Source organism: Streptomyces tubbatahanensis (assembly GCF_022699385.1).
In the GTDB taxonomy this organism is placed as follows: domain Bacteria; phylum Actinomycetota; class Actinomycetes; order Streptomycetales; family Streptomycetaceae; genus Streptomyces; species Streptomyces diacarni.
In genome coordinates this window covers 3,355,732-3,375,182 of record NZ_CP093846.1, presented here as the reverse complement: position 1 = coordinate 3,375,182, position 19,451 = coordinate 3,355,732, and the positions used below count along the sequence as shown (strand labels likewise).

The 19,451-nt window shown below is 72.5% G+C and carries 16 protein-coding genes; 7 read left to right on the top strand and 9 right to left on the bottom strand.

Features of this window, described 5'->3' with window-relative positions:
• The first annotated feature begins 41 nt into the window (after positions 1–41).
• Complete coding sequence (locus MMF93_RS14390) at positions 42–473, top strand: Zn-ribbon domain-containing OB-fold protein (protein ID WP_242751679.1); 432 nt, start codon at positions 42–44, stop codon at positions 471–473.
• 222 nt (positions 474–695) lie between these two features.
• Positions 696–1,184, top strand: a complete 489-nt coding sequence (locus tag MMF93_RS14385) for a GNAT family N-acetyltransferase (protein WP_242751678.1) — start codon at positions 696–698, stop codon at positions 1,182–1,184.
• Positions 1,185–1,277: 93 nt separating this feature from the next.
• Here MMF93_RS14385 and MMF93_RS14380 read toward each other — a convergent pair whose 3' ends face one another.
• Entirely contained in the window at positions 1,278–2,468 is a 1,191-nt protein-coding gene (locus MMF93_RS14380; RefSeq protein WP_242751677.1) for a thiolase C-terminal domain-containing protein, read from the bottom strand.
• Positions 2,469–2,610: 142 nt separating this feature from the next.
• Here MMF93_RS14380 and MMF93_RS14375 point away from each other — a divergent pair, with 142 nt between their 5' ends.
• Both MMF93_RS14375 and MMF93_RS14370 read left to right on the top strand, forming a co-directional pair.
• On the top strand, positions 2,611–4,026 hold the full coding sequence (locus MMF93_RS14375) for an acyl-CoA dehydrogenase family protein (RefSeq protein ID WP_242751676.1): 1,416 nt from the start codon (positions 2,611–2,613) through the stop codon (positions 4,024–4,026).
• A gap of 147 nt (positions 4,027–4,173) precedes the next feature.
• Positions 4,174–4,662, top strand: coding sequence for a nitroreductase family deazaflavin-dependent oxidoreductase (locus MMF93_RS14370; protein WP_242751675.1), 489 nt, complete (start codon positions 4,174–4,176; stop codon positions 4,660–4,662).
• 106 nt (positions 4,663–4,768) lie between these two features.
• On the opposite strand, the gene MMF93_RS14365 is transcribed toward MMF93_RS14370, so the two are convergent.
• Complete coding sequence (locus MMF93_RS14365; RefSeq protein ID WP_114020216.1) at positions 4,769–5,416, bottom strand: TetR family transcriptional regulator; 648 nt, start codon at positions 5,414–5,416, stop codon at positions 4,769–4,771.
• Positions 5,417–5,723: 307 nt separating this feature from the next.
• Here MMF93_RS14365 and MMF93_RS14360 point away from each other — a divergent pair, with 307 nt between their 5' ends.
• Complete coding sequence (locus tag MMF93_RS14360) at positions 5,724–8,906, top strand: outer membrane protein assembly factor BamB family protein (RefSeq protein ID WP_242751674.1); 3,183 nt, start codon at positions 5,724–5,726, stop codon at positions 8,904–8,906.
• Between the two features lie 91 nt (positions 8,907–8,997).
• Here MMF93_RS14360 and MMF93_RS14355 read toward each other — a convergent pair whose 3' ends face one another.
• Positions 8,998–10,086, bottom strand: coding sequence for a hypothetical protein (locus tag MMF93_RS14355; RefSeq protein WP_242751673.1), 1,089 nt, complete (start codon positions 10,084–10,086; stop codon positions 8,998–9,000).
• Between the two features lie 171 nt (positions 10,087–10,257).
• On the opposite strand from MMF93_RS14355, the gene MMF93_RS14350 reads away from it, so the two are divergent.
• A complete protein-coding gene (locus MMF93_RS14350) occupies positions 10,258–10,818 on the top strand; it encodes a hypothetical protein (RefSeq protein ID WP_242751672.1) in 561 nt (186 codons plus the stop codon).
• Between the two features lie 174 nt (positions 10,819–10,992).
• Here the strand turns inward: MMF93_RS14350 and MMF93_RS14345 are convergent, their stop codons facing one another.
• The 3 genes from MMF93_RS14345 to MMF93_RS14335 form a co-directional block, all read right to left on the bottom strand.
• Entirely contained in the window at positions 10,993–11,790 is a 798-nt protein-coding gene (locus tag MMF93_RS14345; RefSeq protein WP_242751671.1) for an enoyl-CoA hydratase/isomerase family protein, read from the bottom strand.
• Between the two features lie 82 nt (positions 11,791–11,872).
• Entirely contained in the window at positions 11,873–12,355 is a 483-nt protein-coding gene (locus tag MMF93_RS14340) for a Zn-ribbon domain-containing OB-fold protein (RefSeq protein WP_242757563.1), read from the bottom strand.
• The gene (locus MMF93_RS14335) at positions 12,352–13,491 is read right to left on the bottom strand and encodes a lipid-transfer protein (protein WP_242751670.1); all 1,140 of its coding nucleotides are present in this window, start codon (positions 13,489–13,491) and stop codon (positions 12,352–12,354) included. The genes MMF93_RS14340 and MMF93_RS14335 overlap by 4 nt, the downstream gene beginning before the upstream one ends.
• A gap of 389 nt (positions 13,492–13,880) precedes the next feature.
• Between MMF93_RS14335 and MMF93_RS14330 the strand changes: the two genes are divergently transcribed.
• A complete protein-coding gene (locus tag MMF93_RS14330) occupies positions 13,881–15,455 on the top strand; it encodes a FadD3 family acyl-CoA ligase (protein WP_242757562.1) in 1,575 nt (524 codons plus the stop codon).
• Between the two features lie 50 nt (positions 15,456–15,505).
• Here the strand turns inward: MMF93_RS14330 and MMF93_RS14325 are convergent, their stop codons facing one another.
• From MMF93_RS14325 to afsR, 3 genes are all read right to left on the bottom strand, one after another.
• The gene (locus tag MMF93_RS14325) at positions 15,506–15,712 is read right to left on the bottom strand and encodes a hypothetical protein (RefSeq protein ID WP_242751669.1); all 207 of its coding nucleotides are present in this window, start codon (positions 15,710–15,712) and stop codon (positions 15,506–15,508) included.
• A gap of 257 nt (positions 15,713–15,969) precedes the next feature.
• Positions 15,970–16,119, bottom strand: a complete 150-nt coding sequence (locus MMF93_RS14320; protein WP_242751668.1) for a hypothetical protein — start codon at positions 16,117–16,119, stop codon at positions 15,970–15,972.
• A gap of 222 nt (positions 16,120–16,341) precedes the next feature.
• Positions 16,342–19,287 (bottom strand): SARP-family global regulator AfsR, encoded by a 2,946-nt coding sequence (gene afsR / locus MMF93_RS14315; protein WP_242751667.1) that lies wholly within the window; start codon positions 19,285–19,287, stop codon positions 16,342–16,344.
• Between the last annotated feature and the right edge of the window lie 164 nt (positions 19,288–19,451).

The window sequence follows — 19,451 nt, the reverse complement described above, 5'->3', positions numbered from 1 at the left end:
ACGGAAGGGCGGAAGCCAAGCCCTGTGTGAGCGGAGGCTGGATGGGCACAACGTCGAAACAGCGGTTCGATCTTCCGGATGTGGACGCGTTCACCGCGCCGTACTGGCAGGCGGCGGCTGGGGGACGGCTGCTGATACGCCGCTGCCGTGCCGAAGGGTGCGGCACAGCGCACCACTACCCACGCGAGTTCTGCCCGCGCTGCTGGAGTGAGGACGTCGTCTGGGAGGAGGCGGACGGGCGGGCCACCCTCTACACCTGGTCCGTCGTCCACCGCAACGACCTGCCGCCCTTCTCGGGGCGCGTCCCCTACGTCGCGGCCGTCGTGGAACTCAGGGAGGGCCCGCGCATGATGACCGAGCTGGTTGACTGTCCACAGGAGGCGCTGGTGGTGGGGAAGGAACTGCGGGTCGCGTTCCGGGAGGCGTCCGGAGAGGACGACGGAATCACCGTGCCCGTCTTCCGCCCCGCATAGGCGCTCTCGCGTACGCATGAGCGCTCTCCTGGCAGCCTTCACAGGTGTCTGGTCCCAGCGAGGGGCGCGTCTCCCGCGCCGCGCCCATCGTGCCGGCGTGGCGCCTCGCTCGTCGTGCCGGCGTGGCGCCTCGCTCGTCGTCCCGGCGTGGCGCCTCGCTCGTCGTGCCGGCGCGGTGATTCCCGGTGGCGTCACAGGCCACCGATCACGCAGGCTGTGTCCGTGCAGATCCGTGAAGCGACCGCAGCCGACTGGGCCGCCATCTGGCCCTTCTTCCACACCATCGTCGCCGCTGGCGAGACCTACACCTACCCGCGCGACATGGAGGAGGCCGCAGGCAGAGCGACCTGGATGCTGGAACCCCCGGGGATCACTTTCGTCGCCGTGGACGAGGGTGGAAGGGTGCTCGGTTCGGCGAAGACGGGCCCCAACCACATGGGCGGCGCGTCCCACATCGCGGGAGCCAGCTTCATGGTCGATCCCCGATGCGGCGCCAAGGGTGTCGGACGGGCGCTGGGCGAGCACGTGCTGGAGTGGGCCAAGAGCGAGGGCTACCGGGCGATGCAGTTCAACGCGGTCGTCGAGACCAACACCCGGGCTGTCGCGCTGTGGAAGTCCCTCGGTTTCGAGATCGTGGCCACCCTGACGGAGGGCTTCCGTCACCCCGAGCGCGGGTTCGTGGGACTGCACATCATGTACCAGCGGTTCTGACGGCGGACAGCATGCACCAGCCGTTCTGACGCCGTAGCACCAGGTGCTCGCGGTCCCGACGCGGTGCCCGGCGCCTGCCCCCTCCCGCGGTCCTCAACCGCGGCCCAGCACCAGTGTCCCCGACGAGCAGAACCAGCCGCCTGTGCCGGACGCGACGGCCAGTTCGGGCAGTGCTCCGTCGCGCCTGCGTACCTGTCGCCCGTCGCCCGCCTCGCCGCGCAGTTGCCGTACCGCTTCCACGAGCAGGAAGAGGCCCCGCATGCCCGGATGGCAGGCGGACAGACCGCCTCCGTCGGTGTTGACCGGCAGGTCGCCGTCGCGCAGCAGCCGACCGTTCTCCACGAAGGAGCCGCCTTCCCCCTTGGCGCAGAAACCGAGGTCTTCGAGTGTCACGAGGGTCATGTAGGTGAAGGCGTCGTAGATCTCGGCGAGGTCGATGTCGAAAGGTGTGACACCCGCCTGTGCGAAGGCGGTGCGCCCCGACGTCGCAGCGGGGGAGACGGTGAAGTCCTCCCATTCCGACATCGTGGTGTGAGAGACGGCCGTTCCCGAGCCGAGAATCCAGACGGGGCGGGTGGCCAGGTCCGGCACGAGATCCTCGGCGACCAGCAGCGCCGCGCAGCCGCCGTCCGAGCGGATGCAGCAGTGCAGCTTGGTGAACGGGTCGGCGATCACCGGGCCGGACAGGACGTCGTCCACCGTGACCGGTTCCCGGTACATGGCGTCGGGGTTGGCGGCCGCGTTGGCGCGTGCCTGGACGGCGACCTGAGCGAGCTGTTCCAGCGTGGTGCCGTACTCGTGCATGTGGCGGCGGGCCGCCATCGCGTACTTGGCGATGAGGGTGTGCCCGTAGGGCGCCTCGAACTGCAGCGGACCGCGCGTACCGAAGGAGAGATCGGCTGTGCGGCGGCGGGCCTTGAGATCGGCGCGCGCGGTGGAGCCGTACACCAGCAGCACGGCGTTCGCGCGGCCCTGCGCGATGGCGTCGGCGGCGTGGGAGGCCATGACCTCCCAGGTGGAGCCGCCGACAGAGGTGGAGTCGACCCACGTGGGCCGCAGTCCCAGGTACTCGGCGACCTCCACGGGCGCGAAAGTGCCCAGCCCGGCCGAGGCCAGCCCGTCCACCAGGGAGCGGTCGATGCCGGCGTCCGTCAGCGCCCGGCGCGCGGCCTGGGCGTGCAGCGCGTACGGCGTCGCCTCGTCGACCCTCCCTCCGTCCGAGAGCGCGACTCCGGCGACGGCGACGCGGCGGCCGATGCGGCGGATGCTGTCGGCAGGCGGCATGAACTGACGGTACATCAGTTCCGCGTGCCGGCGGGAGGGGGCGGTGGCAAGGTGGCGCCGTCCGTGCCCTGGGCATCGGAGCCGGGGCTGCCTAACATGACGCCCCGTCAGGTGACGAGGTCGCCATGAGGGGGCGCTGCCGATGGACACGGGGTTCACCGCGGAGCAGAACGCGATACGCCGCACGTTGCGACACGTGCTCGACAGGCACAGCGGACCCGACGAGGTGCGGGCCGCGGCGCGGTCGCCGCAGGGATACGACACCGCCCTGTGGGCCACACTCGCCCGGGACCACGGGCTGCCCGGCCTCGCGGTGCCCCAGGCCTACGGTGGCGCCGGGCGTGGCGCCCTCGCACTCGCGCTCGCCGGTGAGGAGACCGGCCGCGCCCTGTTGCCGTCGCCGCTGGTACCCACGGCCTGCCTGGTCGCCCCGCTGGTACTCGCTCTGGGCACCGAGGCGCAGCGCACCCGCGTGCTGCCGCGGCTGGCCTCCGGCGAACTGACCGGCGCCCTCGCCGTACCCCCGGGAACGCTGCCCGTGGCCCTCGGCCTCACGGTGTCGGCGGGCCCCGGGGAGCGGGCAGGACGCGAGCACTGCCCCGGCGAGGAACCAGCCGACAACGGGCGGGCCGACAGCGGGCGGCCCGACAGCGGGAGGCCGGTCGGCGGGTGGTCCGGCGGTGGGCGTGCCGGTGGTATCCAGGCGCACCGTGCGGCAGACGGATGGCGGTTGTACGGGGAAGCGGCACAGGTGCTGGGCGGTCACAGCGCGGGGCTGCTGCTCGTCGCGGCGCACACGGGCGGCTTCACGCGCAGCCGCACGCTGCTCTTCCTCGTCCCGGACGACGCCGCGGGGCTCGTGCGGGTACGGCACTCCGCGCTGGACGAGACGCGCCCTGTGGCCCGTGTCGAACTGCGCGACGTGCGCGCGGAACTCCTCGGCGAACGCGACGAGCACGACGTGCGGCCCGCACTGGCCGCCCTCGGCCCCCGAGTGGCCGCCGTCCTCGCGATGGAGGCCGTGGGCGCGGCGGACGGTGCGCTGGCGCGGACGGTCGAACAGGTCACGTCGGGCGCGGGCGCCGGGCGCCGGCCATGCGGTTCCCTCCGGGCGATACGGACCCTCCTGGCGGAGGCGTACCTCCGGGTGCGCACCGCGCGGGCGGCGGCCTCGTACGCCGCGTGGACGGTGGGGGCGGACGAGGCGTGGACGGCCGCGACGGACGAGGCGGAAGCACGGGCGGCCGCCGGCGGCGCGCAGGCGTCGGGACTGGAGGCGCTCAGGTTCGCCGCGGGCGAGGCGATGCGGTTGCACGGGGAGGCGGGTTCGACCCGGGAGCAGACGGCGCCTCTCTCCTTCAGGCGCGCGGCCGGGGACGACCTGCTGTTCGGACCGGTGCACCGGCTGCGGCACCAGGCCGCCGAAGAGGCGGCGCTGTACGCCGCGGGAGCGGGCCCCGAAGGAGCCGCAGACGTGCGCGAAGGGAACGTGGCGCGAACGGGCGCGCAGCAAGCCCCCGTCGCGCGAACGGACGCGCAGGCAGGGCCCGTGGCGTGAACGGACGCGAAAAACGGGGAAGGAGCGCGAACGGACGCGGAAACAGGGGAAGCAGCGCGAAGGGACGCGCAAACAGGGGAGCAGCGCGAAGGGACGAAGAAAAAGAAGACGCGGCGCGGGGGCCGCGGGGAAGGCGGTTGGATTCTGATGGCCGGGTCGGGCGGACGGAAGATGATTCAGGCGGTGTCGTCCACACGGACGTTCTCGCGGATCGCCCCGCATGTGATCCCCGTACTGGACCGGGCGGTGCACCGGCTCTCGGGTGGACGGACGATGCTCAGTACCCGGATGCTGCCCGGTGTCGTGCTGAGCTCGACGGGCGCCAAGAGCGGTGAGCCGCGAAGGACGCCGCTGGCGTGCATGCCGGAGAAGGCGCGGGGGAGCTGGCTGCTGGTCGGCAGCAACTTCGGCAAGCAGGGCCACCCGGGGTGGACCGCCAACCTGCGCCGTCATCCCGAGGCGTGTATCACCTACAGGGGCCGCGACATCCCCGTGAGGGCGCGACAGTTGGAGGGCGCGGAGCGCGAGGAGGCGTGGGGGGAGTTGCTGAGGTTCTGGCCGCCGTACGCGGTCTACCAGCGCCGGATCGAGCGGCGGATCCGCGTCTTCCGCCTGGAGCGCAGGCCGGAGAGCTGACGGCTTCTCGGGGAGGGGCGAGGGACGCTGCGTACGGGAGAGAGGACACGTGCCAAGCGGGCAGCGCGGCGTGCCCACGCATCGCGGGGTGAGGCGGCGCGGTGCGTTACTTGGTGGGCTTCTTGCCGGTCACGCCGAGGTGTACGAGCAGGGCGAGGCTCGGCTTGAGCTCGGCCTGCTTGACGCCCCAGCTCTGGAAGCCCTTCTGGTGGCCTGCGACGGAGGCCAGCATGGCGACCAGCGAGCCGGCCACGGCAGCGGCGTTGACGTCCTTGCCGACCCTGCCGCGGTTCTGCAGGTCCTTGATGGCGTCGGCGAGGGAGTTGTTCACCGAGTTGAGGACCTTCATGCGGATCTTGTAGAACCGCTTGTCGCCCTCTGCCGCGCCCAGGTCGACCACGCGCAGGATCGCGTCGTTCCTGCGCCAGAAGGCCAGAAAGCCCTCGACCAGCTCCTCGGCCGTCTGCCAGCCCGCCTTGCCCGTCCAGGAGCGTCCGGCCACCAGCTCGGTGAGGGAGGCGCCCTCCTTGGCCATGGCCTCGGCGATCTCCAGGACGGCGCCCTCGACATCGGGGAAGTACTGGTAGAACGTCGCAGGGGACGTGCCCGCTTTCCGTGCGACGTCGATGACCTTGACATCGCGGTACGGCGACGAGCTGAGCATCTCGCTGAGGCAGTCGAGCAGCTTCTGCCGCGTCGCTTGACCGCGGCGTCCGGCCACCCGGCCGTCGACGGTTCGAACTTGTCCTGTCATGCCCGTCAGCTTACCGAGGGGCGCTCGGACCGCGATTCGTCCGCAGGCAAACGGGGTGTGCTCGATCGGCGAGCCCGGATGAGGGCAATCAGGGTGATACACGGCTACCGCACCATGACGGATTGACCGGGTCATACGCGCCTTTGTCGGGGCAGGAAGACACTTACGTGCCGCCCCCGGGTTCGCAACCGGCGCGTTCGCCAGGAAGAATCGGCGTCCGGACCGCCAGGTCCGGCACGGCAGTGAGAGGCTGCACGGGGCGGGAACGGGCAGATTTTACGGCCCCTACGGGGAGGTGGCAGGACAAGTGGTGGAGCAGCTTGCGCAGCACGATCCGCGGCGGATCGGCCCGTTCGAGGTGCTGGGCCGTCTCGGTTCCGGCGGCATGGGGCTGGTCTACCTCGCACGTTCGGCGTCCGGCCGCCGCGTCGCGATCAAGACGGTGCGCACGGAACTGGCGGAGGACCAGCTCTTCCGGGTGCGCTTCACCCGTGAGGTCGAGGCCGCGCGGGCGGTCAGCGGCTTCTACACGGCCGCCGTCGTGGACGCCGACCCGCGCGCCGCCATTCCGTGGCTGGCCACCGCGTACGTGCCCTCGCCCTCGCTGGAGGAAATAGTCACCGAGTGCGGTCCGCTGCCGGTGCAGGCGGTGCGCTGGCTGGCGGCCGGGGTCGCCGAGGCGCTCCAGTCCATCCACGGTGCCGGACTGGTCCACCGGGACCTGAAGCCCTCCAACGTGCTGGTCGTCGAGGACGGCCCGCGTGTCATCGACTTCGGTATCGCCTCCGGCGTCTCCAACACCCGGCTGACCATGACGAACGTCGCCGTGGGCACTCCGGCCTACATGTCGCCCGAGCAGGCGCGCGACTCCCGCAGCGTGACCGGCGCCAGTGACGTGTTCTCGCTCGCCTCGACCCTGGTCTTCGCGGCGACCGGACACGCGCCCTTCCACGGAGCCAACCCCGTGGAGACCGTCTTCATGCTGCTGCGCGAGGGCCCCGACCTGGAGGGGCTGCCCGACGACCTGCGAGCGCTGATCGACTCGTGTATGCGGATGAACGCGGAGGAGCGGCCCACCCCGGCCGACCTCCAGGCGCAGCTCGCCCCGCACCTGTTCGGCGCGGGAAGCGACGACAGCGGGACGGTGTCGGCCTGGCTGCCCATCACCGCCGTATCCCTGATCGAGCGCCGCCGGGGCGGACGCGCCATGCGGCGCCAGAACGCGGCGTCCGCCGATGCGGGCCCGGCCGCCGGAGGCGCCCCCGCACAGCCGCCCGCCGGCTCCGCGCCCGCCCCCTTCGTGCCTGCGCCTCCCGGCCCGCCGGCGTCCGCGCCGTCCCCGGCCGCGCCGTCCCCCGCCGCGTCGTTCCCGCCCGCGGGGGCGGGGGACAGCGGCGCGGACGGTTCGGCCATGGGGTCCGTCGGCCCCGGCGGACCGCCCGCCGCGGGGCGCGCGGGGCCGAGCCAGGACGCGGGAGCGGCCCAAAGCGCGGGTTCCGCCGGGCCCGCGGGGTCGGCCATGAGCGGAGTCGGTGCCGCCGGCAGTGGCCCGGGGGTGCCGGGCAACGGGTCCGGAGCCGGGGGCGGTCACGGGGCGGCAGGTGGCGGCCCCGCCGCTGCCGAGTGGAACCAGGGGATCCCCGGCGGACCGCCCGCCGTCGGCGGCGCCGCCGACGCGTCCGGTCCGCCAGGGACGTCCGGTGCATCCGGCGCATCCGGTGCATCCGTTCGGGGTGTTCCTCACTCCGGAGACCCCTCCGTGCCCGCCGCCAGTGACCTCGCCGGCTTCCCCGGCGCGGTGACGCCCGGCTCGGCACCGGTGGTCTCCCGCCCCTCCGCCCAGCCGGGCAGCCCGGAGGCGGACCCCGTACAGCTGCCCAACACGCAGGTGCCGATCGGTCCGGGGCCGCGCCGCTCCGACGAGACGGGGCGCGAGACGGGCACCGATCCGACCTCGGGCTGGGTGCGGGCCCCCGACGGGTCGAGGGACGGATCCAGGGACGGCACTCCGCCGCCCTCCTACGCACAGCCGTACGCGGCGCCGCTGCCCCCGCTGGCGGGTCCCTCCGCCGCGCACGGCGCCGCGGCTCCGCAGGCCGTCTCGCCGCCCCCCGCGCCCCCGTCCGCTCCGCCGTACGGTGCTCCGGGGCGGTCCGCCGGGGGCGCCGACCAGGGCGGAGGTCCGTCCGCGGGGTCCGCGCCGCCGCCCGGCGTGCATCCGCTGCACCAGCCGCCGGCACCTCCGCCGCAGTCCCCGCAGCATCCGCGGCCGCCCGCGCAGCCGCCGTCCCAGCCCTCCGCGCACTCGGTGGGTGGCGGGTATCCGGCGGCGTCCGGCGCCTCGTCGGGCGGGCCGCAGCGCTGGCGGCCGTGGCGGTTCCGGATGTCGAACGACGTGTGGGGCTCGCCGGCCGTCGCCGACGATCTGGTGTACGTGACCTCCTTCGAGGTGCACGCGCTGGACGTGGCCAGCGGGCGCAGGCAGTTCAAGACGCGCGAGGTCGCCTGGTCCATGGCCGTCTCCGGCGGCCGGGTGCACGCCTCCGACGGCCCCAGCCTCTACGCGCTCGACGCCGGCGACGGGTCGGAGCGGTGGCGACTGGCCACCGACGGCTGGGTCTACGCCCTCCAGGTCGACCGCGGCACCGTGGTCACCGGCACCCGTGGGGGCGGAGTACAGGCGTGGGAGGCGGCCACAGGCGAGAAGCTGTGGGACCTGACGGGCGCCCAGACGGATTTCGAGACCCCCGAGGGCGGTCCCGTCATCGCTGACGGCGCCGTCTACACCTGGGCGGACGGGCGACTGTACGTCTTCGAGGCCCGCACCGGCACCGAGCGCTGGACGTACCCCGTCGGTGACGCCTCCGCCACGGGCGGGGTGCCCGTGCGGGTGACCGTCGCCGAGGACGGTGTGGCGTACGTGTGCGCGGGATCGCGGGTGTTCGCGCTCGACGCGGCCACAGGGCAGGAGAGGTGGCGCTTCGACGCGCCCGCGGCCTTCCTGAGCCCCGCCGCTTTCGTGCCGGGCCCCGGGGTGACAGGTGGCGGGGTCTACCTCGCCGACTACCTCGGCACCGTGTACGCGCTCGACTCCGGCAACGGCAACGACCGCTGGCGTATCGCCACCGAGGCACGGCACTCGGCGGAGCCCGTCGTCACCGCCGACGGTCTGGTCCACCTGGGCAGCGGCAGCGCCGTCTACACGCTCGACGCGGTCAGCGGCACGCCGCGCTGGCGCTTCGCCACGGGCGCCGACGTGGTGGGCGCCCCTGTGGTCGCCGACGGGCGGGTCCACTTCGGCTCCGCCGACCACTGTCTGTACACCGTCGACGCCGTGGGCGGGCAGCTGCGCTGGAAGCTGGCCACCGGCGGGGAGATCACCGGCTCGCCGGTGGCGGTGGGCGGCGTCGTGTACGCGTGCAGCAAGGACCGCTGCGTCTACGCGCTGGACGCCACCAAGGGCACCGGACAGTCACGCCAGTCCGCCTGACGGGCGCGCCCGCCGGGCCCCTGCGGGCGGCCCGGCGGGCGAAGGTTTTCCTCCTCCGTCGGAGCGCGACCGTGCCACCGTGCGGCCGGCCTCACGCCGCGTCGCGTCCTCTGTGCCGCCAGGTGTCCTCGTCCTCGTCACCGGGACGGTCGGCAGGCGGCGGGGGAGCTGTCGGGAAGGGACGCGTGTTGTCCACCGGATCGGATCCCCGTCCCGCTTCCGTCTCCGTCTCTCCTTCCGCCTCCCCTTCCGTCCGCGGGGCCGCACCCGCTTGCCGCTCGGCTTCCGTCTGCGGACCGGTCTCCGCCGTGGCCGGGGTCGGCTCGTACGGCTCGTCCAGCGGAGCGCCCTGAGTGCCGGCACGTGACTCGTACGGCTCCGGTGCGTGCGGGTCCGTTCCGTACGGCTCCTGCTGGTAAGGCCCGGTACCGTACGGCTCGTTCTGGTAAGGCTCCGTCCCGTACTGTTCCGGCTGCTGTTGGGCGGCCGGTCCGGGGGCGGGCTGCCCGTACGGTGCCGCGCCGGGTTCGGGGGGCTGGGGGCCCGGGTACTGCTGCTGGGGTGCCCCGCGCATTCCGGGCTGTCCCGGATACGGCTGCGGGTACGGCTCCGCGGGAGGGGGAGAGGGCGGCGCACCGGCGTACGGCTGCTGGGACGAGGGAGGCCCCGCGTACGGCTGCTGGGGCGGGGGCTGCCCCGCGTACGGCTGTTCCAGCGTGTCCCCGTCCGGGCCTTTCTCCCCGCGGCGGGCGCGGTGGCGCACGGCTCGGCGCCCGGCCATCATGGCGCCGCCGAGCAGCAGCAGAACGCCTCCTCCCAGGGCGAGCCAGGCGCCCGAGGCGAGGCCCCCGGTGCTGCCGGCCGTGAGGCTGCCCGCGGCCTGTCCCTGGCGCACCATCCACAGCACGGTGAAGCCCAGTGCGAGCACGCCCGCGATGAGCACCAGGATGCGCGAGCGCGCCAGCACGCCCAGCACCGCGATGACTGCCGCGACCAGCATCAGCACGAAGAGGCCGGTGAACAACGCCGCGGCCGCTCCGGTGATGCCGGCGGACTGGAAGAGGGCGTCGAGGCGGAAGTCGCGTCCGAGGCGGCCGTCGTACCACGGTCGGAAGGGGCTGTAGACGGCGGCCGCTGCCCCGATGAGGGCGAGTAGCGACCCGATCGCGTTGCGGATCATGGTCTCGCCTCGCTTCCCGGCGCCACTCCCGACGCCGTACGGGTGCGTGATCCGCTCTCGACGCTACGCCGCCGGGAACCCCCTCGCCACTGTGGACGTCTTGAGCCGGTGGCAATGGTTGAACTGGACGCGACAATGGTTGTGGTGTCCACGTGTTTTCGGGGGGTTCTCATGAAGCGGTTGCGGCATCTGAAGCTGATCGCCGCCGTCTCGGTCGTCCTGCTGGCGCTGACGGGGTTCAGCCAGGCCCGCTCGTCGGGTGGTCACAGCGGTGGCGGCGGCAAGAGCCGCAGCAGTGGTCACGGCGGAGGCGGCTGCAGCAGCGAGAAGTCCAGTAGCCACAGCCACACCGGCAGCTCGGACAGCGACTACGGCAGCGGCTCCACCAGTGGTTACACCAACGGCTACTCCAGCTCCGGCAGCTCAAGGAGTTCGAGCTCCAGCAGCGGTTCGGGTGGCAGCAGCGTGAAGGGGTCCGGGTACGTGACCGAGTGCGCCCAGGCCAAGCCGGGGACGAAACCCGGTGCGACTGTGCGGGTGCGCAACTCGGGCGACAGGTCGGGCACGTTCGTCGTCGAGGTGGACTTCCTCGACGCGGCCGGTGAGGTCATCGACTCCGGCTCCGCCCACACCACCGTCAAGGGCGGCAACGCACGGTCGGTGAAGGTGCCGATGGAGACCCCGTCGAAGGTGCGGGACGTCGTGGAGTGCGAGGTCTCCTCGGTCAGGTGACACCCTCGCTCAAGGTGTGCTCCCTCTGCTGCACGGAGGGAGCACACCTCTCCGCACGAAGGGAGCACTCTCTCCGCACGGAGGAGCACCCTCTTCGCGCGGCAGGCGCGCAACCGCGCTCCCTCTGGCACTTGAATCCCGTGCGGCTGCCGGCAGCCGGCAGCGCTCGTACCCCTACCGGGTGCGGAAGGCGGTGCCGCCCCGCCCGCTCCGCCGACGCCCGGCGAACAGCTCCGCCTGTCGCGCCGGCGGCAGGTTGCCGAGGGCGATCAGCGGTGGGGCCTGGGCCATCGCCTGGCTGCGGGCCGCCTCCCTCGCGGCCCACACCGCGCGCACCGTCCCCTGCACCGCCTCGGGCGGGTACGAGGCCAGGGTCCGTGCGCAGTCCAGCGCACACTCCAGTGCGCCACCCACCGGCGCGAGTTCGGAGACCAGGCCGGTCTCGTAAGCGCGCCGGCCCGAGATCCGTTCGGCCGTTCCCATCAGCGCCATCCGTGCCACCTCGCCGAACGGCATCCGCTGCGCCATCCCCATGGCCTCGTACGCGCTGACCATGCCGTAGGTGGTGTGCGGGTCGAAGAAGGCGGACTCCTCCGTCGCGACGAGGAACTCCGCCTCGCTCAGCAGATAGAACGCGCCCCCGCAGGCCATGCCCTCCACGGCGGCCAGCACCGGTATCCACAGGTCGTTGCTCTTCGGGCCGATCGAAAGCAACGGGTCCTCGATCGCGAACGGTGACGCCGGCTGAGGCACGGCGTCCGCGCCGGCGACCGCCGACCTGTCGATGCCCGTGCAGAAGGCCCGCCCACCCGCACCGGTCACCACGGCCGCACGCACCGCCCGGTCGGTGCGTAATTGCCGCCATGTCCGGGAAAGAGCCCGAGCGTCGTCGAGGTCCAGCGCGTTGTGCTTCTCCGGCCGGTCCAGCGTCACCGTCGCCACACCGTCCCGACATTCCAGCCCGATGCTCACGCCCCTCCCTCTCCGCTCCTCACGCCCGTCTCCCCGCTCCTCACGCCCGCCTCTGCGCTGGTCGCGACCCCCTCCGCGTTGGTCACGGCCGCTCCAGCATCCAGCGCGGCACCGTCACCCGTTCGTCGCCCTCGCCCAGCGTGCAGAAAACGGCCCGTACCGGTGCGCCGATGCGCAACCTGGCGGCGTCCACGGAGCCGAGCGGGGCGTCCGGTGCGGCGACCAGGTTGCCGACCAGCCGGATCGCGGGATCCTCGACGAGCTCGACCACCGCCACGTCGTACGGCGCGAGCGCGGCGTACGACGGCAGCAGCGGCGGGTGCGCGACCACGTACGACCAGACGCGCCCGCGCCCGCTCACCCTCTGCCACTCGTCCTCGAAGGACCGGCAGCGCGGACAGCACGGCCGCGGCGGGAAGCGACGCACTCCGCAGTCGCGACAGGCCTGCACGCGCAGTTCGCCCTTCGCGGCGTACGCCCAAAAGGGCGCGCCGTCGTCGTCGGGGACGGGCAGCAGCAACCCGCCCCCGGGGACCGGTGTCACAGAAGCGGTCACAGCTCTCAGCTCCTCAGCAGCAGGGCGGAGGTGGGCACGCACTCGCCCGCCGTCACCAGACAGGTCGAGGCGTCGGGCACCTGCGCGGTGGAGGTGCCGCGCAGCTGCCGCACCCCCTCGGTGATCAGGTTGAAACCGTGCACGTACGCCTCGCTCAGCCCGCCCCCCGCGGTGTTCAGCGGCAGACGGCCACCGATCTCCAGCGCGCCGCCCTCGGTGAACGCGGCCCCCTCCCCGCGTCCGCAGAAGCCGTAACCCTCCAGGGAGAGCGGGACGAGCACGGTGAACGCGTCGTAGATCTGCGCCACGTCCACGTCGGCGGGGCCGAGATCCGCCTGCTTCCACAGCTGCTGGGCCGCCGTCCACGCGGGGCCGCTCAGCGGATCGTCGTTCCAGTAGTTGACCATGCCGTGGTGCTGGGCGGGCAGGCCCTGCGCCGCGGCGTGCACGTAGACGGGCCTGCGGCGGCAGTCGCGGGCGCGGTCGGCGGAGACCAGCACACAGGCGAGCGCCCCGTCGGTCTCCAGGCAGTTGTCGAACAGGCACAGCGGCTCACTGATCCAGCGGGCCGTCATGTACATCTCGCGGGTCAGCGGCCGCTCGTACATCATCGCCGCGGGGTTCTGGTTGGCACGGTTGCGGCAGGCCAGCGCGACGTTGAAGAGATGGTCGCGGGTGGCCCCGTACTCGTGCATGTAGCGCCGGGCGAGCATGCCGATCTCGTCGGCGGGGCGCAGCAGTCCGAAGGGACGCGTCCACTGCGCGGGCGTGGGCAGTTGTGCCGCGGCGTTTCCCCACGGCCGGGTGCCCGAACCCCGTTTGCGGGAGCGCCAGGCGACGCCCACGGTGGCCTGTCCGGTGGCGATCGCGCCCACCAGGTGTGCGACGGTCGCGCACGAGCCGCCACCGCCGTAGCCGACCTTGGAGAAGAACGTGACGTCACCGGCGCCGATCGCCTTGGCGACCTCGACCTCGTCGGTCTCCTCCATCGTGTACGAGGCGAAACCGTCCACCTCGGAGGGGGCGATTCCCGCGTCGTTGAGCGCGCCCAGGATGGCGCGGCAGGCCAGGCTCTTCTCGGATGCGTCGAGCCGCTTGGCGAACGGCGTCTGCCCTATGCCGACGATCGCCGTGGCGTCCTTCATGGCGTCCTCCTCGGGCGACCTGACTGGTGCACCGCTGCTGACAGTCCGGGAGGCTACAGCTAACCTGACGGTGTGTCAGGTATCGGTGCGCGACGAAAGCCGTGCGACCGTCCGTGAGACGCACCGCACCGCTGCGGCGGTGCAGTTGTGGGGCGCGACGGTGCGGCGGTGCAGTGGCTCAGCGCAGTAGTGCAGCGGCAGTGGCAGCGGCTCGGTCAAGGAGGCGCACAGTGAGTGGTAAGGACATCGCACCCGGAGCGGTACCGGCGTCCCCTGCCGACGCGGCCCCGACGGCCCGCACTGAAGCGGCGTCCCCCGCCGCCGTCGCCCCCGCTGCCGGAACGGGCGCGGAAACCGTTCCAACGGGCGCGGAAACCGTTCCGGCGACCATCCCGGCCCTCGTCCGGGCCGCCGCCGAACGCTACGGGGAACGCGAAGCGGTCGTCGAGGGGCGCACCCGGATCTCGTACGCCGGTCTGGGCGAGCGGGTCGAGCGGGCCGCGGCCGCATGCCTGGCCTCCGGCCTGGAACCCGGCGACCGGGTGGCCGTCTGGGCGCCCAACACCCTCGACTGGATCGTCGCAGCCCTCGGCGCGGTCACCGCAGGCGGCGTCCTCGTTCCCCTCAACACCCGCTTCAAGGGCGCCGAAGCCGCCTACGTGCTCGGCAAGACCCGCGCCAGGCTGCTGTTCATCACCGGCACGTTCCTGGGCACCTCGTACGTCGCCTCACTGCGCCGCGCCACCGCTGAGGGGCTGGGCGAAGGCCCACTGCCGGGACTGCCGCACCTGCGAGAGGTCGTGGTCCTGGCACAGGACGCGCCCGCCTCCTTCCGCACCTGGACCGACTTCCTGGCCGCCGGCGCGTCGGTCTCCCGCGAGGCGGTCCACGCACGCGCCGCCCGCGTCACCCCCTCCGCACCCTGTGACCTCACCTTCACCTCGGGCACGACCGGGCACCCGAAGGGCGCCGTGATCACCCACGAACAGACGCTCCGTGTCTACACCGCGTGGAGCGAACTGGCCGGGCTCGAAGAAGGCGACCGCTACCTCATCGTCAACCCGTTCTTCCACACCTTCGGCTACAAGGCGGGCATCATCGCCTGCCTGCTGCGCGGCGCGACGATGATCCCGCAGCCCGTCTTCAACGTCGAGACCGCGCTCGCGCACATCGCCACCGAGCGCGTCAGCGTGCTGCCGGGCCCGCCCACCCTCCACCAGGCACTGCTGGACCACCCCGCCCGCCGGCAGCACGATCTGAGCGCACTCCGCCTGGTCGTCACCGGCGCCGCCGTCGTCCCCCTCGAACTGGTCGAGCGGCTGCGTGCCGAACTGAGGGTGGGCACCGTCCTGACCGCCTACGGCCTCACCGAGGCCTCCGGCACCGTCACCATGTGCCGCCGCGGCGACCCCGCGGAGACCGTCGCCACCACCTCAGGACGGGCCCTTCCCGGCACGGAGGTGAAAGTCGTCTCCCCCACGGGTGCCCCGCGGCCCCCCGGCGAGCCGGGCGAGGTCCTGGTGCGCGGCTACCACGTCATGTCCGGCTACTTCGAAGAACCGGACGAGACGGCCGAGGTATTCACCTCCGACGGCTGGCTGCGCACCGGCGACATCGGTGTCCTGGACGCCGAGGGCAACCTGCGTATCACCGACCGGATCAAGGACATGTTCATCGTCGGCGGCTTCAACGCCTACCCCGCCGAGATCGAACAACTCCTCAGCCGGCACCCCGACATCAGTGAGGCCGCCGTCATCGGCGTGCCCGACCCCCGGCTCGGCGAGGTCGGCAAAGCCTTCGCCGTCCGCCACCCGGGCGCCACCGTCACCGCAGACGACCTCATCGCCTGGTCGCGCCGGGAGATGGCCAACTACAAGGTGCCCAGGGACGTCGAATTCGTGGCGGCACTGCCGCGGAACGCGAGCGGCAAGGTGGTCAAGACGCGCCTGCGGGGCCGGCGGTGACGACGCACGTCACCGCCGGCCCCCTTGGGCCTCCGGGCCGCGCCGATCGCTCAGCCGGCCTGGGTCGCGGTGGGCGCGACGGTCCCCTGGCTGTTGTCCAGGTCGGGGAGGATGGTGCCGTTGCGGTCCGGGACGCCTGCGGTCTGAGTGCGGTCTGCGGGCGCGGACGCGTGGGTCGCGAGTGCCGGAGTAGCCAGCGCCCCCATGACGCCCAAAGCGACAGCACACGTGGCGACGAGCTTCTTGTAACGGGACACGAGAGGGCACCTCCGGGAGTGAATACGTGTTCGTACTGTGTACTTTGACGCTGTACGGCTCCGGGAAACGGCCAAAGCCGGTCATGCACCGAGGGCCGTGGTCGACGACTCCCCCTCTGCGTCGTCGACCACGACCCTCTGGTCCCCCGTAGGACGGTCCCCGCTTGCTTCCCCCGGCGGGGCGTCCCGTGTGATGGTCCGATGGCTCTCCGGAGGGCCTCCCCCCCGGGCCCCTACGGCCCTCCGGAGAGCGGGCCTCAGTGGGCCGGATTGATGGTCTGGTTGCGGTCGTTCGTGCCCATTTCACCGGACGAGCCGTTCGCGGCCGGCGGCTTGATGGTCTGGTTGCGGTCCTTGGTGGTGACCTCGCCGCTCTCGGGCGTGACCTTCTCTTCGTGGTCGCTCATGGTGGCTTCCCTCCATGGGATCTGTGGGCAGGTGTCCGCCCAGCGGCTCCCCCGTGGGCCGCCGGGCGGACGAGTCGGGCCGTTCACCCTATCGGGGGAGGGCCGCCTCCCCCTGCCGATCCGCCTGCCCCCCGACGCGCCGGATCGACTGCTTAGAGCATGCCGGGCGACGATAAACGATCGATGAACGGTTGATTGGTGACCGTGTTGCGCCGCGCTGTCTTACGCCGCGCTCTCGGTTTCCAGCAGCCGGCGCACGGTCGCGGCCTCGGGGCTGCCGAGAAGTTCGTACTGCTCCAAGGCCTCGCGCCAGCAGGCCTGAGCGCGCCGACTGTGGCCCAGCGCCTCCAGTGCCTCTCCGAGCAGTGTGAGCGCGTTGGCCCTGCGCCACGATCCGCCGACACTGCGCAGGATCGCCATGGACTGCTCCGTCAGAGCCGCCGCTTGCGCGGGGTGGCCGGCCGCCAACTGCACTTCGCCGAGACGGAAGTAGACCATCCCTTCCCACAGGCGCTGTCGGCTCTGCTGGAAGATGTCCAGAGCTTCCCGGAAGTGCCGTTCGGCCTCCGCCAGCCGGTGGGCCTTGGTCAGCGCGATACCGAGGGCGTACAGCGTCGTCGCTCGGCGGATCGAGACGCCCAGAGCCTCGTGGATGGCGAGCGCCTGCTCAGCCAGCGAGATGGCGGTCTCCATCCTGCCCAGGTCTGTAAGAGCGCGGGAGAGGTTGCACAGGGCGCTCGCCTCCGCGGGCTTGTTGCCGTAGGAGCGAAACGCTTCCAGCGCATCGCTCAGGCAGCGTTCGCCTTCCTCGGGGCGCCCCTGGTAGTTGGCCACCAGACCGAGGTCGTTGAGCGCGTAGGAGGAGGAAATGGGGTCGTCGGCCCTGTTGCCCAGCGGGCGCGCCTCACTGGCTTCCGCCTCAGCTTCGTCGAAACGCCCGGTGGCCAGATACATCCCGGTGAGTACCGAGCGGGCGCGCGCCTCGGCGCGCGGGTCCCCCGCCTTCTGCGCCGCGCGCTTGAGCGCGGTGGCCCCCTGTTCGTACTGGCGCCCGTAGCCTCCGGTCTCCGCGAGGGCGCTGGTGGCCATCAGGAGATCCACTGCCAGGCGCAAGGCCGACCCTTTCGCCATCTGCGCCGCGCAGGCGAGGAAGCAGCTCGACTCGGCGAAGAGCCAGTCGATCGCCTCTGTCTGTCCCCCGAAATGAAGTCCTGCGTACTGCGTGGGCTCCAGGTGCTCGACCAGCCGCTCCGCGGGGCGCTCCAGCGCATACACGTTCCGCGCCGTCGCCAGGTAGAAGTCCAACAGCCTCCGCAGCGCGGCGTCGCACTCGCTCGGTGGCTGTTCGTCGCGCTCCGCGCACGCCCGTGCGAAGAGGCGGACGAGGTCGTGGAAGCGGTAGCGGCGTGGGGCGGCCGATTCCAGGAGGGAGGTGTCGACCAGGGACTCCAGGAGGTCCTCGGCGTCTTCCTGGGTCCGGTCGAGGAGCGCGGCGGCCGCGTCGAGGGAGATGTCGGGGCCCTCGGCGAGGCCGAGGAGCCGGAAGGCGCGGGCCTGTTCGCCTTCGAGTTGGCCGTAGCCGAGCTCGAAGGTGGCGCCGACGGCCTGGTCGCCGGCCTGGAGTTCGTCGAGACGGCGCCTCTCGTCGCCGAGCTTCGCGGCGAGTACGGAGACCGTCCAGGTGCGGCGGGCCGAGAGCCGGGCCGCCGCGATGCGGATGGCGAGCGGCAGGAAGCCGCAGGCAGCCACGACGTCCATGGCGGCCTCGCGCTCGGCGAGGACCCGTTCGTCGCCCACAATGCGGGTAAAAAGGGCGAGTGCCTCATCGGGGCTCATGACGTCGAGGTCGACGAGGTGCGCTCCGGCGAGATCGACCATGCGGACGCGGCTGGTGACCAGCGCGGCGCAGCCGGCGGCGCCGGGCAGCAGGGGTCTGACCTGTGCGGCGTCGCGGGCGTTGTCCAGCAGGGCGAGGACGCGGCGGCCCGCGAGCAGCGAGCGGAAGAGGGCTGAGCGGTCTTCGACGCCGCTGGGAATCGCGGAGTCGGCGACACCGAGTGCGCGCAGGAACGAGCCGAGGACGGCTTCCGGGTCGGCGGGCGCGGCTCCGGCGCCCTGGAGGTCGACGTAGAGCTGCCCGTCGGGGAAGCGGTCGGCGGCGGCGTGGGCGACGTGGATGGCGAGTGTGGTCTTGCCGACGCCGCCGATTCCGGCGACGGCGGAGACGGCCATGACGGTGCCTTCGGCCTGGGCGAGCTGGTCGCCCAGTTCGGCGACGAAGGAGGTACGCCCGGTGAAGTCCGCGACGGTGGCGGGCAGCTGCGCGGGGCGGGTGACGGTGGGCCCGGCGGCGGTGGGCTCGTCGGCCTGGTAGGTGAGCTCGTCGTCGGCTTCGAGGATGCGCTGCTGGAGTTCGGCCAGTTCGGGCCGGGGGTCGACGCCGAGTTCGTCGGCGAGCAGGCGCCGGGTGTCGGCGTAGACGGCGAGGGCCTCGGCCTGGCGGCCGCTGCGGTAGAGGGCGAGCATCAGAAGTTCGCGCAGCCGTTCGCGCAGCGGGTGCGCGGCGGTCAGCGCGGTCAGTTCGCTGACGGCTTCGGCGTGGCAGCCGACCTGGAGGTCGAGGTCGAGCCGCAGCTCCAGCAGGCTGAGGCGCCACTCCTCCAGGCGGATGCGCTGGTGTTCCGCGTAGGGGCCCGGTATGCGGGCGAGGGGTTCGCCGTCCCACTGGGCGAGGGCCGCGCCGTACAGTTCGCGGGCCTGGGCGCGGTCGCCGCCGGAGGCGGCCTTGTCGGCGCGGACGGCGCAGTCGTGGGCGGTCTCGACGTCGAGCGGCGCTTCGGGTCCTGTGTGCAGGGAGTAGCCGCCGGATTCGCTGACCAGCAGGTCGGCGTCGGGGCCGAGAGCTTTGCGGATACGGGAGGCGTAGGTGCGCAGCGCGGCCTTGGCCTGCTCGGGCGGCTCCTCGCCCCAGATGGCGTCGATGAGTTCTTCGGCGGTGGCGGTGTGACCACTGCGCAGCAACAGCGCCGCCAGCAGGGCTTTCTGCTGGGGGGATCCCATGCCGAGTGGCTGGTCCCCGCGCCAGGCGCGCACGGGACCGAGCAGGGCGAACCGCAACTGGCGATCCCGCTGCCCCGCTCCGTTACGCGTGTCGTCCCCGGCGCCCATTGGTGTGCCCCCTGCTGATCCGCACTCCTCCGTTCCCCGCACGGGTCAGTCTGCCTTGTCGGCGGCGTTTCCGTCAGCTCAGGTACCAGCCTCTCTACGAAGCCTTCGAATTCGGCGGATGCCGGTTATGGCCTCCCGCCGGTCCGAGTGGAGCGATGGGGGGA

Coding starts and splice junctions, on each gene's coding strand:
- MMF93_RS14390 (WP_242751679.1), top strand. CDS start 42: ATGGGCACAACGTCGAAACAGCGGTTCGATCTTCCGGATGTGGACGCG.
- MMF93_RS14380 (WP_242751677.1), bottom strand. CDS start 2,468: ATGCCGCCTGCCGACAGCATCCGCCGCATCGGCCGCCGCGTCGCCGTC.
- MMF93_RS14375 (WP_242751676.1), top strand. CDS start 2,611: ATGGACACGGGGTTCACCGCGGAGCAGAACGCGATACGCCGCACGTTG.
- MMF93_RS14370 (WP_242751675.1), top strand. CDS start 4,174: ATGGCCGGGTCGGGCGGACGGAAGATGATTCAGGCGGTGTCGTCCACA.
- MMF93_RS14365 (WP_114020216.1), bottom strand. CDS start 5,416: ATGACAGGACAAGTTCGAACCGTCGACGGCCGGGTGGCCGGACGCCGC.
- MMF93_RS14355 (WP_242751673.1), bottom strand. CDS start 10,086: ATGATCCGCAACGCGATCGGGTCGCTACTCGCCCTCATCGGGGCAGCG.
- MMF93_RS14350 (WP_242751672.1), top strand. CDS start 10,258: ATGAAGCGGTTGCGGCATCTGAAGCTGATCGCCGCCGTCTCGGTCGTC.
- MMF93_RS14335 (WP_242751670.1), bottom strand. CDS start 13,491: ATGAAGGACGCCACGGCGATCGTCGGCATAGGGCAGACGCCGTTCGCC.
- MMF93_RS14320 (WP_242751668.1), bottom strand. CDS start 16,119: ATGAGCGACCACGAAGAGAAGGTCACGCCCGAGAGCGGCGAGGTCACC.
- afsR (WP_242751667.1), bottom strand. CDS start 19,287: ATGGGCGCCGGGGACGACACGCGTAACGGAGCGGGGCAGCGGGATCGC.